Source organism: Pseudoalteromonas sp. 68 DY56-GL68, from assembly GCF_041414825.1.
Lineage (GTDB): Bacteria > Pseudomonadota > Gammaproteobacteria > Enterobacterales > Alteromonadaceae > Pseudoalteromonas.
In genome coordinates, this window is sequence record NZ_JAOCZL010000022.1 from 313,638 (window position 1) to 329,687 (window position 16,050).

The 16,050-nt window shown below is 41.6% G+C and carries 13 protein-coding genes; 1 reads left to right on the top strand and 12 read right to left on the bottom strand.

Annotated elements, in window-relative coordinates; all coding sequences use genetic code 11:
* Positions 1-142: 142 nt before the first annotated feature.
* Both NYF15_RS18620 and proB read right to left on the bottom strand, forming a co-directional pair.
* On the bottom strand, positions 143-1,390 hold the full coding sequence (locus NYF15_RS18620) for a glutamate-5-semialdehyde dehydrogenase (protein WP_371354355.1): 1,248 nt from the start codon (positions 1,388-1,390) through the stop codon (positions 143-145).
* Positions 1,387-2,493 (bottom strand): glutamate 5-kinase, encoded by a 1,107-nt coding sequence (gene proB / locus NYF15_RS18625; protein ID WP_130151535.1) that lies wholly within the window; start codon positions 2,491-2,493, stop codon positions 1,387-1,389. The genes NYF15_RS18620 and proB overlap by 4 nt, the downstream gene beginning before the upstream one ends.
* A gap of 914 nt (positions 2,494-3,407) precedes the next feature.
* On the opposite strand from proB, the gene NYF15_RS18630 reads away from it, so the two are divergent.
* Complete coding sequence (locus tag NYF15_RS18630; protein ID WP_371354356.1) at positions 3,408-5,267, top strand: cation:proton antiporter; 1,860 nt, start codon at positions 3,408-3,410, stop codon at positions 5,265-5,267.
* A gap of 42 nt (positions 5,268-5,309) precedes the next feature.
* On the opposite strand, the gene NYF15_RS18635 is transcribed toward NYF15_RS18630, so the two are convergent.
* The 10 genes from NYF15_RS18635 to tsaE all read right to left on the bottom strand — a co-directional run bounded on the left by NYF15_RS18635 (position 5,310) and on the right by tsaE (position 16,005).
* Complete coding sequence (locus NYF15_RS18635; RefSeq protein WP_130151533.1) at positions 5,310-5,918, bottom strand: tetratricopeptide repeat protein; 609 nt, start codon at positions 5,916-5,918, stop codon at positions 5,310-5,312.
* A gap of 112 nt (positions 5,919-6,030) precedes the next feature.
* Entirely contained in the window at positions 6,031-7,344 is a 1,314-nt protein-coding gene (locus NYF15_RS18640; protein ID WP_130151532.1) for an adenylosuccinate synthase, read from the bottom strand.
* Between the two features lie 225 nt (positions 7,345-7,569).
* Positions 7,570-8,448, bottom strand: a complete 879-nt coding sequence (gene hflC, locus NYF15_RS18645; RefSeq protein ID WP_130151531.1) for a protease modulator HflC — start codon at positions 8,446-8,448, stop codon at positions 7,570-7,572.
* Positions 8,449-8,453: 5 nt separating this feature from the next.
* Positions 8,454-9,620: an FtsH protease activity modulator HflK gene (gene hflK, locus NYF15_RS18650; RefSeq protein WP_062567176.1), complete on the bottom strand. Its 1,167-nt coding sequence runs from the start codon at positions 9,618-9,620 to the stop codon at positions 8,454-8,456.
* Between the two features lie 91 nt (positions 9,621-9,711).
* On the bottom strand, positions 9,712-11,001 hold the full coding sequence (hflX, locus tag NYF15_RS18655; RefSeq protein WP_130151530.1) for a ribosome rescue GTPase HflX: 1,290 nt from the start codon (positions 10,999-11,001) through the stop codon (positions 9,712-9,714).
* Positions 11,002-11,018: 17 nt separating this feature from the next.
* A complete protein-coding gene (gene hfq, locus NYF15_RS18660; RefSeq protein WP_062567174.1) occupies positions 11,019-11,282 on the bottom strand; it encodes an RNA chaperone Hfq in 264 nt (87 codons plus the stop codon).
* Positions 11,283-11,362: 80 nt separating this feature from the next.
* Complete coding sequence (gene miaA, locus NYF15_RS18665) at positions 11,363-12,280, bottom strand: tRNA (adenosine(37)-N6)-dimethylallyltransferase MiaA (protein ID WP_237119843.1); 918 nt, start codon at positions 12,278-12,280, stop codon at positions 11,363-11,365.
* A 15-nt stretch (positions 12,281-12,295) separates the two neighbouring features.
* Entirely contained in the window at positions 12,296-14,134 is a 1,839-nt protein-coding gene (gene mutL / locus NYF15_RS18670) for a DNA mismatch repair endonuclease MutL (protein WP_371354357.1), read from the bottom strand.
* A 23-nt stretch (positions 14,135-14,157) separates the two neighbouring features.
* Positions 14,158-15,465: an N-acetylmuramoyl-L-alanine amidase gene (locus NYF15_RS18675; RefSeq protein ID WP_371354396.1), complete on the bottom strand. Its 1,308-nt coding sequence runs from the start codon at positions 15,463-15,465 to the stop codon at positions 14,158-14,160.
* A 69-nt stretch (positions 15,466-15,534) separates the two neighbouring features.
* Positions 15,535-16,005 carry a tRNA (adenosine(37)-N6)-threonylcarbamoyltransferase complex ATPase subunit type 1 TsaE gene (gene tsaE / locus NYF15_RS18680; RefSeq protein ID WP_130151526.1) on the bottom strand — a complete coding sequence of 157 codons (471 nt, stop codon included), beginning with the start codon at positions 16,003-16,005 and terminating at the stop codon, positions 15,535-15,537.
* Between the last annotated feature and the right edge of the window lie 45 nt (positions 16,006-16,050).

Consider the following 16,050-nt stretch of genomic DNA (forward strand, 5'->3'; position numbering starts at 1 on the left):
TCCTACTCTTCTTTAGGCAATCTGCCGAGTTACCAACTAAAAGCATCATCTATTTAATCAGTCTTATTATTGTCTTCGTTTTATATCAGACATAAAAAAACCGAGCAAAGCCCGGCTTTTAGAAGTAGTTACTTTTTAGCGATTATTCACGAATTTGACCTTCGCCATTCACTAAGTATTTTTCAGTTGTAAGCGACTCTAGCCCCATAGGACCGTAAGCATGTAGCTTAGTGGTCGCAATACCAATCTCAGCACCTAAGCCTAACTGCGAACCATCAGAAAAACGTGATGATGCATTAACCATCACAACAGACGCATCAACACTACGCTGGAATAGCTCTGCTGCAGCTTGGTCCTTAGTACAAATGACTTCTGTGTGGTTTGAACCAAATTTAGCAATATGATCAATCGCTCCAGCAAAATCTGGCACAACCTTAATGGCGATTTCTAAGTCTAAGTACTCTTCGCCAAACTCATCATCAGCAAGCACTGTCGCGTTGTCAAAATATTCAGCCGCTTTCGCATCTGCATTTACTTTCACGCCTTCTTGACGAAGCACAACAGCACACAGGTTTAAAAACTCATCAGCAATATCTTGATGTACAACTAGGCCTTCTAATGCGTTACACACACCAGTGCGCTGAGTTTTACCATTTAACAGCAAGTTAATAGCTACATTCAGATCAGCCTCTTTATCAACATAAAGGTGACACACACCTTTGAAGTGTTGAATAACAGGAATGGTACTGTTTTCAGTTACAAAGTTAATTAGACCTTCGCCACCTCGTGGGATGATTAAATCAATTGTGTCACGTTGCTGCATAAGTTCCATTAATAAGCCACGGTCAGGATCTGGGATCACTGAGATTAATGCAGCAGGCAAGCCATGCTTTTCAAGTACTTTATGCATCACACTCGCAATGGCTTGCGAGCTACGTAGTGCTTCTTTACCACCACGTAAAATAACACCATTACCAGATTTAAAGCATAGGGCACCTGCATCAGCCGTCACATTTGGACGTGCTTCATAAATCATGCATACAACACCAAGTGGTACGCGCATCTTGCTGATCTTAATACCATTTGGACGCTCTGAAATTTCACGTAATTGACCCACAGGATCATCAAGGCTAACAATTACTTCGATGCCTTCAGCCATTGCTTCAATACGCTCGTCGTTAAGCGTTAAACGGTCAATCATTGATGCTGCAAGGTTGTTATCACGTGCTGCCGCTAAATCGCTTTCGTTCTCTTTGATGATAAAAGCTTTGCTTTCGCGTAACGCCTGTGCCATCTCAGTTAAAACTTGATTTTTAGTGGCTGTATCAAGCAAAGCTAACTGGGTTGCAGCTTTTGCAGCTTGACTCGAAATATCCGTAATTAAACTCATGACTTCTCCAATAATGCGATATCTTTCTCTGAAACAACGGGGCCGATTGAATCTTGCATTTTTTCGCTAAATTCACTTTGCTCATTGTCAGCAATAAAATTCAATAAACAACTACTGTAATTCGCTGTTGCTTTTGCTAGACGTGTACCATCGTCACTACGAACTAAAATAGTATCGCCTACGCCAAATTCTCCGTGCACCGCAACAATTTCATCACTGCGAATACACCCATCCTCATGACTGTCAGACTCATCAAACGAGCCTTCAACGACAACTTCGCCCTGCTCATTCGCAGTGTGTGTCATCCAATGCACCGCTTCTTGCATTGGTTTTTCATAAGGCATAAAAATAGTGCCAGGGTTGTCACCTTCAAGCAGGCGATTAAAGGTTTCTTCTTTGAAACCATTTAAAATAAAGGTTGTAATTCCGTGCGATGTCGCCTTCTCTGCAGCTTCAATCTTGGTTTTCATACCGCCTGTACCAACTGCACTGGTTGCACATCCTGCCATTGCATAGATTGACTCATCGATACTTTCTATTTCAGGTAATAATAGAGCATCATCATGCAAGTTCGGGTTTTTGTCATAAAGACCATCAACATCTGAAAAAATCATCAGAGCATCTGCGTCTGCTGCTGCTGCAACCATCGCTGATAAATTATCATTATCACCTACTTTTAAATCATCCGTAGTGACCGTATCATTTTCATTAATGATAGGCAGCACACCGTGTTCGAGTAAAGTGAACACCGTTTCACGAATGCTGGTATAACGCTCACGGTCTCGTAAATCACCGTGTGTTAATAATATTTGCGCAGAAGGGAAGTCGAAAAAACGATCCCACATAGCCATCATTTCTGTTTGACCGGCAGCTGCCATTGCCTTTTTCATCGTTACCGAGCGAGTTTCTTGCTCAGGAAATAAGTGCGAACCTGCTGCCACCGAACCAGATGATACTAAAATCACTTCGATACCTCGTGCTCGACAGCGAACGATGAACTGCGCAATGGTCAATAAATAACGTGAACGACACCCATCTTGTTCCGGTGCGATCAATGCGCTACCAACTTTAAGTACAATACGTCGCCATTTAAACTTTTGCATAACTGTTCAACTTTTCCATTTTACTATCTGTTCAGCGTCATCAAAGCCGCTGATTAAAAGACTCACGTTTAGAAAAACTAAACGTGCTGAGTATTCTCACTTTGTCACAGACACTTATCTGCACACGCAACTAGTCCGCGCATGGACTGCGTTTAGATATAGCACAACTTTTATTCAGTCAGTAGACCAAACGGTTATAAACCATAAGTTGATAAAAAAAGATAAGTGTTGTTTATGTATCGCTGTAAAAAGCTGTGTGCGGCTTTTATTAATAACAACATACATAGAGCCTATACAATCTGGTACACCGACAGATAGGGTGTAGATTGTATGACCGAGATTTAGCCGCCACGATGGGAGCTAAACATTGATAAGATAATGAACTTTTATTGTATTCAACTCGTAATAAATACGCACTGAATAATCGTCAGCTCATTTCTATTTAATTAGAAAACAAAGTGTATAAAACACGATATATAAAGCAAACAACTGATTTCTTAGAGTCTACACTCTAATTACTAATGAAAAGTAAAGCTAATCATTTAGATATCAAATTGTTTGAACACGAAATATAATACGGTATAAAGAGGTAAAAGATCAAGGGCAAATATTAATCACTAATTTTATACTTACCATAAATGTAGAAAATAGTTCATACTTAACAAATAGTTAAATGCATACATTTTATTATTAATAATTTTTCATCACCTTATGGCAGTTTTGTTTTCAATAACAGCCCAAAAAGTATTAATAACGACTAAAATCGTAGTTAGAGTAATAAGTTTTCTTGTGTCTATGGCGGTGAGTAAGCTTTAATAGGTAAGCAATTTTATTTGTAAGTCAGCGACAATTTATCGTCATCAATAGCAATTATCTATGATGTTGGTGCTTAAGCTAAAAGGATAATTCATTCTATGTCAGCAATTTATATAGCAGGGATCGCCTTGTGTTCTGTAATAGCACAGTGGGTAGCGTGGGCGTTTCGTGTACCGGCTATTTTATTTTTACTTCTAACGGGTTTATTACTCGGACCTTTCAGTGGCGTTCTTGAACCCGACGCCCTTCTGGGTGACTTGTTGTTCCCCGTGGTCTCGTTGAGTGTTGCAGTCATTCTCTTTGAAGGCTCGCTGACATTGCACTTTAAAGAACTTAAAGGCATAGGAAAAGTTGTCCGAAATCTCTGCTCCATCGGCATGATAACCACCTGTATTATTATTAGTTTAAGCGCATATTGGATCTTAGAACTTAATTGGCGAGTCGCCGCAGTACTAGGGGCTGTGCTTGTTGTTACAGGACCCACAGTTATCGCACCTTTACTTAATTCAATGCGCCCTAACCAAGATATCGACCGCATCCTCAGGTGGGAAGGCATTGTCATTGACCCCATAGGAGCCCTATTCGCAGTCCTTGTCTTTGAAGCCGTTATGCTTGTTGGGCAAGGGGAAGTATTAAGCCATACAATTATTGCTTTGTTTAAAACCTTAGGGGTTGGCTTAACGATTGGTGTAGTCGCAGGTTGGTTAACAACCTTACTGATTCGCCGTGAATGGTTACCTTTTGAGTTACATAAATTTGGTATTTTGGCATTGGTATTGATTAGCTTTACCGTATCAAATCACCTCAGCCATGAATCGGGATTATTGGCTGTAACTGTATTTGGCATTTGGCTAGCCAATCAAGATGACTTAGAAATAGACTCCGTGCTTGAGTTTAAAGAAGACTTATCGATGATCTTAATCTCATCGTTATTTATATTACTTGCCGCACGTTTACAGCTTTCAGACTTAATGATGTTACACAGTGATGTGTTTATTTTCTTAGCTATCGTGCTATTTATCGCGCGCCCTGCATGTATCGCTATTTCAACTATTGGCTCAGACCTGCCATTAAAGTCTCGCCTTGTACTTTCATGGATAGCACCAAGAGGTATCGTCGCAGCCGCTGTGGGCTCAGTGTTTGCACTGAGCATGGTTGAAGCAGGTATCGCAGACGCAGAGAAAATCGTGCCGCTGATTTTCACGGTAATCATCGTCACTGTTGTACTGCAGAGCCTGACAGCTACACCACTGGCTAAACTATTAAAAGTGCGTCAACCCGCGCCAAATACTATTTTAATTATTGGTGCAAACCATGTTGCACGAGCCATAGCGTGTGGACTGAAAGAACAGAATATTCCTGTGCATCTTTCTGATCCAGCATGGGAGAACTGTAAAATGGCACGTATGGATGGCCTGCCCTGTTACTATGGTAATCCACAGTCTGAACATGCTGAACGTTATTTACCCTTAACAACCATTCGTAGTGTTTTAGCACTTTCACCAAACCGTCACCATAATGCATTGGGTGTGCAGTATTTCTCGCATTTGCTAGATGAAAAGGATGTATTTTCTCTTCGCTCTTCAACTAACCACGCTAAAGCAAACAAAGATAGCGCAACATTTTTGTCTCGCCAGATTCTATTTGGTGACAATGGCGCATATGCACGTTTAAGCAGTCTAATTGCCAAAGGCGGTAAAGTGAGTGCCACACGCATTTCAGATGAGTTTAGCTGGGAGCAATATAAAGAAGTTAATAGTGAAGCTATTCCGTTATTTATTTTAAACGGTGAAAAAGATGATGATGACGACTCTCCTGTTCGTATTAGACCATTTACTACAAATATGGAGAAAACACCACAAGTAGGTGAGCGCATCGTTGCTTTACAACCACCCAAGTTATCGGTTCTTAAAGACCCTAACCAGAGCAAAAATAAAGATAAAAAAGAAGATAAATAATAATAGGCCAGCATATGCTGGCCTTATTTTTAGCAGTTTAAATTACATAGGTAAACGTGCGCGCCGAACCACACTATCAGGCATTTTTTGCGCAAGTTTTGCTAATAATTGCTCAACTTTTTTATGCTGCGCTTTATCTGCAACCATAGAGTGAAACAACCAACGATAAGCATCCTCATAGTCTCTTGGACTACCATATCCTTGGTTGAATAGCTTAACTAAGCGCATTTGTGCTTTTAAGTTGCCTTGTGCAGATGCTTCACGCAAATAGGTCACGGCCATGGCTTTATCTTGCTGAACCAACCGCCCAACATCATAATAGCGGCCAAGTTGTTCTAATGCGGCTGCTAACCCTTGCTCAGCGGCTTGACGCATATAATACACACCCAGCTCTACGTTACGATCAACACAAACTGCATAGGCCAGCATATCGCCATACAGGAACTGATACGATGGTAGCGCCATTTTATTGGCTCGCGCTTCAATATCTTGTACTAACTGGCAATCATCTGCCTTCACACGTGCTAAATGTGTATTTTTATTAATAAGCCCTATTAGCTCGCTCTCTGTATACAGAGGTACCGCAGAAATAGGCTCTTCAGCCATACTTAGGCTTGAAAAGAGTAATGTTAAAGGCAATAAAACACGCATCAAAATCACTTAAATAAAGTCAGTCTTAGCAAATAATATACAATTATCATTCCAGAGTGAATTTTAGGCACAAAAAAAGCTGCCGAAGCAGCTTTTTTAGTATCTATGATGATTATGCAAACGGGTTGCGTAATACCATAGTCTCTACACGATCAGGACCAGTAGAGATGATATCAACTGGAACACCCGTGATTTCTTCAATACGCTTGATGTAATCAAGTGCCGCTTTAGGCAGCTCATCAACTGAGGTTACACCTACTGTGTTTTCTGACCAGCCTGGCATCTCTTCGTATACTGGCGTTACTTTCTCGTAACCTTCAGCAGCTAATGGCGTAACGTTCGTTACTGTGCCATCTTCTAACTGGTAACCAGTACAGATTTTTAAGGTTTCTAAACCATCTAGAACGTCTAGTTTAGTTAAACAGAAACCTGAGATGCTGTTGATTTGAACCGCACGGCGCATTGCCACTGCGTCTAACCAACCAGTACGGCGTAAACGACCTGTCGTTGCGCCGAACTCATGACCTTTCTCACCTAAGTGCTTACCTACTGAGTCTTGCTTATCAAGACCGTCGTAAAGCTCTGTAGGGAAAGGACCAGAACCCACACGAGTTGTGTAAGCTTTGATAATACCTAGTACGTAATCAAGGTGTAATGGACCAAAACCAGCACCTGTTGCTACACCACCAGCCGTTGTGTTTGATGATGTTACATACGGATAAGTACCGTGGTCGATATCAAGCAATGTACCTTGCGCACCTTCAAATAAGATGTTGTCGCCCGCTAAACGCGTTTGATCAAGTAGCTCAGTTACATCAACAACCATTGCTTTTAAGATATCAGCAATAGCCATTGCATCATCAAATGTCTTCTGGAAATCAACTGGCTCTACTTTGTAGTAATGCTCTAGCGTGAAGTTATGGTATTCCAATACTTCTTTTAATTTACTCGCGAATAATTCAGGATTGAATAAATCGCCAACACGTAAACCACGACGTGCTACTTTATCTTCATAAGCTGGACCAATACCACGACCTGTAGTACCGATTGGCTTATCGCCACGTGCTTTTTCACGGGCTAAATCTAATGCAATGTGGAAAGGTAAAATAAGCGGACACGCTTCACTAATTAATAAACGCTCACGCACAGGCACGCCACGCTCTTCTAGCATGCCAATTTCTTTCATCAACGCTTCTGGTGATAAAACAACACCATTACCAATCACACACTTAACATTGTCACGTAATACACCCGATGGAATAAGGTGTAAAACCGTCTTTTCACCGTTAATTACCAGAGTGTGGCCTGCGTTATGACCACCTTGATAACGAACTACTAAAGATGCTTTGTCTGTAAGGAGGTCAACTACCTTACCCTTACCTTCGTCACCCCATTGGGTGCCTAGTACAACAACGTTTTTACCCATTGCAAATTCACTTAGAAAAAATTAGGACGAGATTTTACCAGAAAACGAGGTGAAAGATCACCCCGTTTAGCTTATTTTTTCTGCGGTCGGCTTTTTATCATCATACTCACTAAAACAACCACAGCCAGAACAGGGGCTTATAAATCTATAACCCGTAGAAATTAGTTTAGAACTGAAATAAAAAAGCCCTGCAAAAGTGCAGGGCTTTCATCATCAGATGTTTAATTACTGGGCATTTGCCCCTTTCATGTAATTAAAGAAATCACTATCTGGAGAGATAACCATAACATCTTGCTTATCTTTAAAGGTCTTCTTGTAAGCTTCGAGACTACGCACAAAACCAAAGAACTCAGCATCTTTGTTATAAGCATTGGCATAGATACCCGCCGCTTCTGCATCACCTTGACCGCGTACAGTACGCGCATTACGCTCTGCATCTGCAAGCATAACTGTTACGCGACGATCAACCTCAGCACGAATTGTTTCTGCCTTTTCTTGACCTTCAGAGCGGTGCTCTTTCGCCACAGCAGTACGCTCTGCGCGCATACGTTGGAAGATTGAACTACTGACTTCTTGTGGTAAGTTAATTTGCTTAACACGCACATCAAGTACTTCAATACCTAACTCTTGCGCACTTTCAGAAGCTTGTACTAACGCTTCTTCCATAAGCTCACTACGCTCACCTGAAACAATTTCTTTAATGGTACGAGAACCAAAGTTAGTACGTAAACCATTGTTTACCTTTTGCTTTAATAGCGTTTCAGCATACTGCTTATCACCACGAGCACGTAGGTAAAATGCACTAAAGTCGTTGATACGCCATTTCACGTATGAATCAACAATTAAGTCTTTTTTCTCGCTTGTTACAAAACGATCAGGTGCACCATCTAATGTTTGGATACGTGCATCTAAACGGCGTACTTGACTGAAAAATGGCACTTTAAAGTTCAAGCCTGGGCCGTAAACTACTGCTGTGTCATTACTGTCTTTCTGCACTTTACTGAACAACAATACAATCGCCTTTTCACCTTCTTGTACGACAAAAATAGATGAAAAAGACATAACAACCGCAAGGGCAAGTATTACTAAACTAAAATTTTTCATTTTGCTTATCTCCCCTCATTAAAGCGATCAGTTGCAAAACGGTCATTACTCGAGTTAACCGTACTGTTGCGTGATGTATTCAACTTGTTGCGCAAATCTTTGATATCACTTGAACTTGGCAGTGCAACACGGGTCGCAGTGCCTTGCTTTTCCATAATTTTATCAAGTGGTAAATACATCATGTTATTACCGTTTTTCACATCAACAAGTACTTTAGAGCTATTACCAAGTACTTCTTCCATTGCATCGATGTACAAGCGTTTACGCGTTACTTCTTTAGCTGCTTGGTATTCTGGTAATAGCTTTTCAAAGCGTGCTACCTCACCTTGCGCTTCTAGTGTAATGCGCTCGCGATATGCTTCAGCTTCTTGCGTCATACGTGTTACTTGACCACGGGCACGCGGCTCTATTTCACGGGCATAAGCTTCTGCTTCACGGATGAAACGTTCTTCATCTTCTTGTGCTGCAATGGCATCATCAAAGGCATCTTTTACCTCACCTGGTGGGCGTGAGTCTTTAAAGTTCACGTCGCTGACAATAATACCGAGGTTATACGGCTCGATAATTTTGTTTAGCTCATCCCACGTTTGTTGACGAACGACCTCACGACCTGTTGTTAATACTTGGTCCATTTTCACATGACCAATAACATAACGAAGTGCGCTATCGAGCGCTTGTTGTAGGCTGTGATCAGCATCCGTTACACTGAACTTATATAGGTGAGGATCGATAACACGATACTGCACTTCAAACTCTACATTTACGACGTTTTCATCTTCTGTCAGCATAAAGCCTTTCGCAGATAAAGAGCGTACCGCCTCAATATCAACCGGAATGACACGTTCGATGAACGTCATTTTCCAACGTAAGCCTGGCTCTGCAATGCGACTAAACTGACCAAATTGTAAAACAATACCGCGCTCAGCTTCTTTAACTGTATAAATACCACTTAATGCCCAAACGATGATGGCAATAATTAATATGAAAGAAATGCCTGCGCCACCAAGTCCGCCGCCGTTTTTACCTGGCTTGTTACCACCAAATAAACCGCCAAACTTGTTGCCGAATTTACGCAGTACCTCGTCTAAATCAGGTGGGCCTTGATCTTTTCCGCCTTTATTATTCCACGGATCTTTATCATTGCCATTATTACCCGGTTCATTCCAGGCCATAGCTATACTCCATTGTTATCTAAATGAATTGGGTTAAATCTATCAAATCTACAGCATTTCTCATACTAAAATTAACAAATGCTGACGATTTTTAGTCCGTAACTATAAAAGAATCGAGATCCTGTCCCATTTCTTTTTTCAAACGATTCCACTCAGCCATCGGTAAACGAACCGAAAGCAACCAGTTACCATGTTCATCAAAGCACTCTTCATGAACGGCATTTAGGTTAAATAGTGCAGCTCGAATACGACCATGCTGCGGAGGTAATTTAAGTGACTCTGCCAGCATTTTCTTTGCTAGCAGCTCATTAATTGCCTCTGACAGTAACTCACAACCCACACCCGTTCGAGCAGATAACCACACTCTAATCGGCTGGCCTTCATCGTTTCTATCTATACGTGGCGCAACGTCATCTAGCGCATCAATTTTGTTATACACTAATAATTGCGGCACTTCATCTGCTTCAATTTCTTTTAAAACTGACTGAACTTGTTCAATATTCTCTTTACGGCGCGGGTCTGCTACATCAATAACATGTAGCTGTAAATCAGCTTCACGGGTTTCAGTTAATGTTGCTTTAAAAGCTGCCACTAAATCATGTGGTAAGTGACGAATAAATCCAACTGTATCCGCGAGGATTACCGGACCTACATCGCCAATATCTAACTTACGCAATGTTGGATCAAGTGTTGCAAATAATTGGTCAGCTGCATACACATCTGAATCTGTTATTCTATTAAACAGGGTCGATTTGCCTGCGTTAGTGTAACCAACTAACGAGACTGTGGGTATTTCATTACGGGTACGCGCTCGTCGCCCCTGTTCACGTTGCACAGCAACCTTATCTAAACGTGCACGAATATTCTTAATCCTTGCACGTAAAAGTCGCCTATCGGTTTCAAGCTGTGTCTCACCAGGACCACGTAAACCTATCCCACCTTTTTGGCGCTCAAGGTGAGTCCAACCACGGATCAAGCGTGTTGAAATGTGACGTAGCTGAGCCAACTCAACTTGAAGTTTACCTTCATGAGTACGCGCTCGCTGGGCAAAAATATCAAGGATCAAACTCGTACGATCAAGTACACGACACTGACAAACGCTCTCTAAGTTACGTTCCTGTGACGGGCTTAGTTGATGGTTGAAAATGATGACATCTGCATTGTGGATTTTGACAGTTTCAGCGATCTCTTCTGCTTTTCCGGTACCGACGAAAAGTTTCGGATGTGGTGCTTGACGACTGCCTTGCACAATCGCCAAACTACTAACACCAGCAGAAGATACCAACAACTCTAATTCATGAAGATCTTCACGATCCCCTTCTTTAGGTAAGTCGATATGAACTAAAACTGCCTGTTCGCCGGCTTCATAACGGTCAAACAAGCATTACGCTCCTAAATTTAAAAATTTCCAGGCTCTTGCTCTTCTGAATCATCGCTTCCTTGTGCACCTTGGAAGTTAACAGTACGCGCTGGAACTACGGTAGAAATAGCGTGTTTATACACCATTTGATTCACGGTGTTTTCAAGTAAAATAACAAATTGGTCAAATGACTGGATTTTACCCTGTAACTTAATGCCATTAACCAAAAAGATTGATACTGGAATGCGCTCACGACGTAACGCATTCAAAAATGGGTCTTGTAACGACTGGCCTTTTGCCATGTTATTTTCCTTCGTTCTAGGTGTTATTATAATTAAGTAGCTGAACTAATTTAACAAAGCTAAAAATTTTTCAACTACTACTAGCTTAGCGAACTTACTACACGTTGCAAGTTTTCTTCATCACCCGTGGCCAACCATGTAACATCAGGCCAACCTCTTAGCCAAGTTAACTGCCTCTTGGCAAGCTGGCGCGTGGCAGCAACACCACGAAAGACCATTTCATCATAGTCAATTTCGCCTGCAATGTAATCCCACATTTGTCTATAACCTACGCAACGAATCGAAGGTAGATCTGGGTGTAAATCCTTACGTTTATATAGGGATGAAACTTCATTTTCAAACCCCTGTTCAAGCATTATTTTAAACCTTTTCTCAATTCGCTGGTGTAAAACGCTGCGATCGGCAGGCGCGATAGCAAATTGATGAAAAGTATAAGGAAGCGCTGGCTGCTTTTGTTTTTGTAGCTCTGTCATTGTTTTGCCAGTTATACGAAAAACTTCGAGCGCACGATTAATACGTTGTGAATCATTTTCACTCATTTTATTCGCAGCCTCAGGATCGATTTTAACGAGCTCTGCGTGCAAATGTGGCCAACCAAACTGCTTTGCTTCCTTTTCGAGTTCAGCCCGCACTTCGGGTGATGCCTCTGGTAGTGGCGACAAACCATCAATCAATGACTTAAAGTACATCATTGTACCGCCAACTAATACAGGTACTTTACCTTGCTTATGAAATAGATCAATCTTTTCAATCGCATCGCGACGAAAATCAGCAACTGAATAACTTTCTGCAGGATCAATAATATCAATTAGATGATGAGGCGCTCGTACTAATTCATCAGCATCTGGCTTGGCTGTACCGATATTCATATCTTTGTACACCAGCGCTGAATCTACACTGATTATTTCTGTGTTTAAATGCTCACACAGCGAAATTGCTAAGTCTGTTTTCCCTGCAGCGGTTGGTCCCATTAAAAAAATCACGGGTAAGTTATTCAAGCCTAAATACCTTGCTTAGTTTAAAAACTGAGATAGTTCTATTTTAACCGCTTTTTGACGTAAACGTTGCATAGTTTGTGGATTATTTTCTAACCGAGCAACTTGCTCCATAAAGGCTTGGCTTGTGTAATAACGTGTCGGAATTTGCTGAGCTAACCAATTTAGCCATGCATCGAGGGAACTTGGCGAGGTTTTGCAAGCAATGATGAGCCGCTCAATAGCATTGCTAACATCAAGTAAATAGACACAAGGCGGAAGCTTTTTAACCATCACAAATTGCTTTTCAATCACTAAATCAAAACCTAGCAGGGTAAACCACGACTGCTGAGCATTTAAAGCACTAATATCATCAGCACTTGTGTTTACTCGCACAGGTAACAACAAAGCTTTGCCCTCAAGGCTACCTGCTTGCTCTACGTACGCTTGCCAGTCGAGTGCTAAAGCATGCTTAAAATGCGCAGCAAATAGTTGGTTATCTTCACTAAATACGCATTCACCTTCGTGTACGTGAATGAGCTTAGCAAGTTTTGTCTGCTCCACAACCGGTGTGGCAATGCTTGGCTCAGGCCGTACTTGATCAAAATGCGCAGCATGTTGCTCACTGATCCCTTGATAAAATGCATTGACATCTTGATGTGATGTTTTACTACGCCCTTGGCTGTCGCGACTAACCCCCCCTTTGGAACCCCCTGCTGTGCCAGAGTAACTCGCTGAGCGTGCAGGCTGTAAATCTGATTTAGGATAATCATAGTGCTCTGTAGGCACTGATGCAGTATAGCTTAACTGCGTGCTGCTCTGGCTCGACTCTGCAAATGGGGTCTGCTGAAAAGCCGTGTCATTGTGCTCAGTAAAACCAGCTTCATGCTGCAGCGGCACCACCACTTGTTTTATTGCCTGCAAAATAAAGTCATGTACTAAACGGCCTTGATGAAAACGTACTTCATGCTTGGCTGGATGCACGTTTACATCGACCTGACGTGGGTCAATATCAATGTAGATAACAAAGCCAGGTAATTCCTCAGAACCTGCAACTTCTTCAAATGCTTGGCGAATTGCATGCAAAATAAGTTTGTCGCGCATCATGCGGTTATTCACATAGGTATACTGAGTCGTATTGCTTGATCCAACAGGCAGTACCCACCCTCTTAGCATTAACCCTGCTTCACCAGATTGAATATGCAAACCTTGTTCACTAAAGACTTTACCGGCAACTTGTGCAACACGGCTAATTGCTTGTTCTGGATTAGGCTTTGCACGGTATTGACGCACAACTTTGCCGTTATGCGTTAACGTAATTGAGACATCAAACCGGCTCAATGCAATCCGCTTTATAAGCTCATCAATATGTGAAAACTCTGTTTTTTCTGTGCGCAGAAATTTGCGTCGTGCGGGGGTGTTAAAAAATAAATCTTTAACTTCAATAGTGGTGCCATCTGGGTGGGCTGTTGGCTTTATTTGCACAGCCATATCACGCCCTTCAGCAAAGGCTTGCCACGCTGCTTCTTGATCTTTTGGTTTTGAACTTAGCGTTAATCGCGATACCGAGCTTATTGAGGCCAAAGCTTCCCCTCGAAAACCCAGTGAGCAAATATTTTCAAGGTCATCGAGTGACTTTAATTTGCTGGTTGCATGGCGTGAGAGAGCTAAAGTTAACTCGTCTTTACTGATGCCGCTACCATTATCGCGAATGCGTATTAGCTTATGGCCGCCTCGTTCAATATCAATCTGAATTCGTGTGCCACCCGCATCTAAACTATTTTCTACAAGCTCTTTGACAACCGAGGCGGGCCGTTCCACCACTTCACCTGCTGCAATTTGGTTAGCCAATCGTGCAGGTAATATTTCAATACTCATAATCTTCCTAACACAAAAATTGATTAACTTTGCGGAATATCAAGCTCTTGACCAATGAACAAGGTGTTTGATTTTAAATTATTAACCGTTTTGAGTTTATTAACGGATGTGCCATAACGATTCGCTAACATACTTAATGACTCTCCTGGCCTCACTTTATGCTTGGTAGGATATTGCGCTTTTAACTTCGCAAATAATGAGTCGTCGGGTGGATTTTGTAGATAATAACTTTTTAGAGACTTAAAGATTGCTTCTGCTAGACGCTCTTGGTAATTAGCTGATTTTAATAAACGCTCTTCTCTAGGGTTAGAAATGAACCCCGTTTCTACCAAAATAGAAGGGATATCTGGCGATTTAAGAACAGCAAAGCTTGCTGCTTGAGGACGTTTCTTATGCATTTTAGCCACTTTTTTTAGCTCATTCATCACTTCTTCTGCAACGCTAAAGCCTGTTTTCATTGAGTGATCCATTGACATATCAAGCAGTGCTTGGGCTAAATACTTTTCGCTTGCTGTGTCTTTCAACACTCCGGCTGCGCCACCGAGCAACTCTGAATGTTTTTCTTTATCCTCTAGCCACTTACCAATCTCTGAATTGGCACGACGCAGTGATAGCACCCACACTGATGCACCACTAGGCTGAGGACTAGTAAACGCATCAGCATGAATTGACACAAAGAAATCTGCTTTTTTCTCGCGAGCTCGACTAGTACGGGTATTTAAATTCACAAAATAATCGCCTCGGCGTACCATACGCGAGATCATGCCTCGTTCAGCGTCAATCATACGCTCGAGTCGCTTAGCAATTTGTAATGTAATATCTTTTTCATAGGTACCAGATGGACCTATTGAGCCTGGGTCTTCACCACCGTGTCCCGCGTCAATCGCAATCACAATATCACGCTCTTGGTTTATTGCTCTTTTCTTAGCTGGTGTGCTGTTTGTCGCGGCGGGCGTCGATTGATAGCTTTTATCATGTAAGTCAACAACTAAACGATGCTTATAAGGACCTGTTGGTAATAAAGCAAACACAACAGGCTTAGCTGCACCGGCTAGTTCAAATACAAAACGAACGCTTTTTGCATCTTTAGGTTTTGAGTAACGTAATTTAGATACAATTTGATGTTCTTTAGGAATACTTGGCAACGTTTTAAGTTTGTCAGTGTCTTTCAAGTCAATGACTAAACGGCTTGGGTTTTTCAGCATAAAATAGCTAAAGTCAGGCTTATCATCTAAGTCAAACACCACCCGAGTGTTGTCTGGGGAAGGCCACACACGTACGCTATTAATTGTATTTTGTGCAAGCGCAACTTGGCTTACAACCAAAAACATTAAGATAGTTAATAGTTTAAATGTACAACGACCCATTTTTGCTAATACACCTTTATTTTTATCTGTTTATTATTGCGTGCTCTTCAATTTCTCTACAATCGAATGGCCACGCTCAGTTAAACTATTTATTAAAATAGCACGTGCCTCACCTTCATACCGTAATGTAACATCAAGATCTGGCGTGGGTATAAACTCTCCCCCTTTTTCAGGCCACTCTACTACGCAAATAGCGTGTGGAGAAAAATAGTCACGGATCCCCATATACTCAAGCTCTTCAGGATCGCCCAAGCGATATAAATCAAAGTGATAAATATCAGCTTTAGCTAATTGGTACGGCTCAACCAGTGTATAAGTGGGACTCTTAACCTTACCTTGATGACCAAAACCTTGCACAATACCACGCGTTAAGGTGGTTTTACCGGCACCTAAGTCTCCATGTAAATAAATCACAGCCCCTTGCTCCATTAATATTGCAAGTTGCTTGCCCATATTTACTGTGGCAGCTTCATCTGCCAATGGAAAGCCAACGCTGTTGGTCATTATTACCTCATGAAATACTTGAAACACATTACTTTATTAATCATA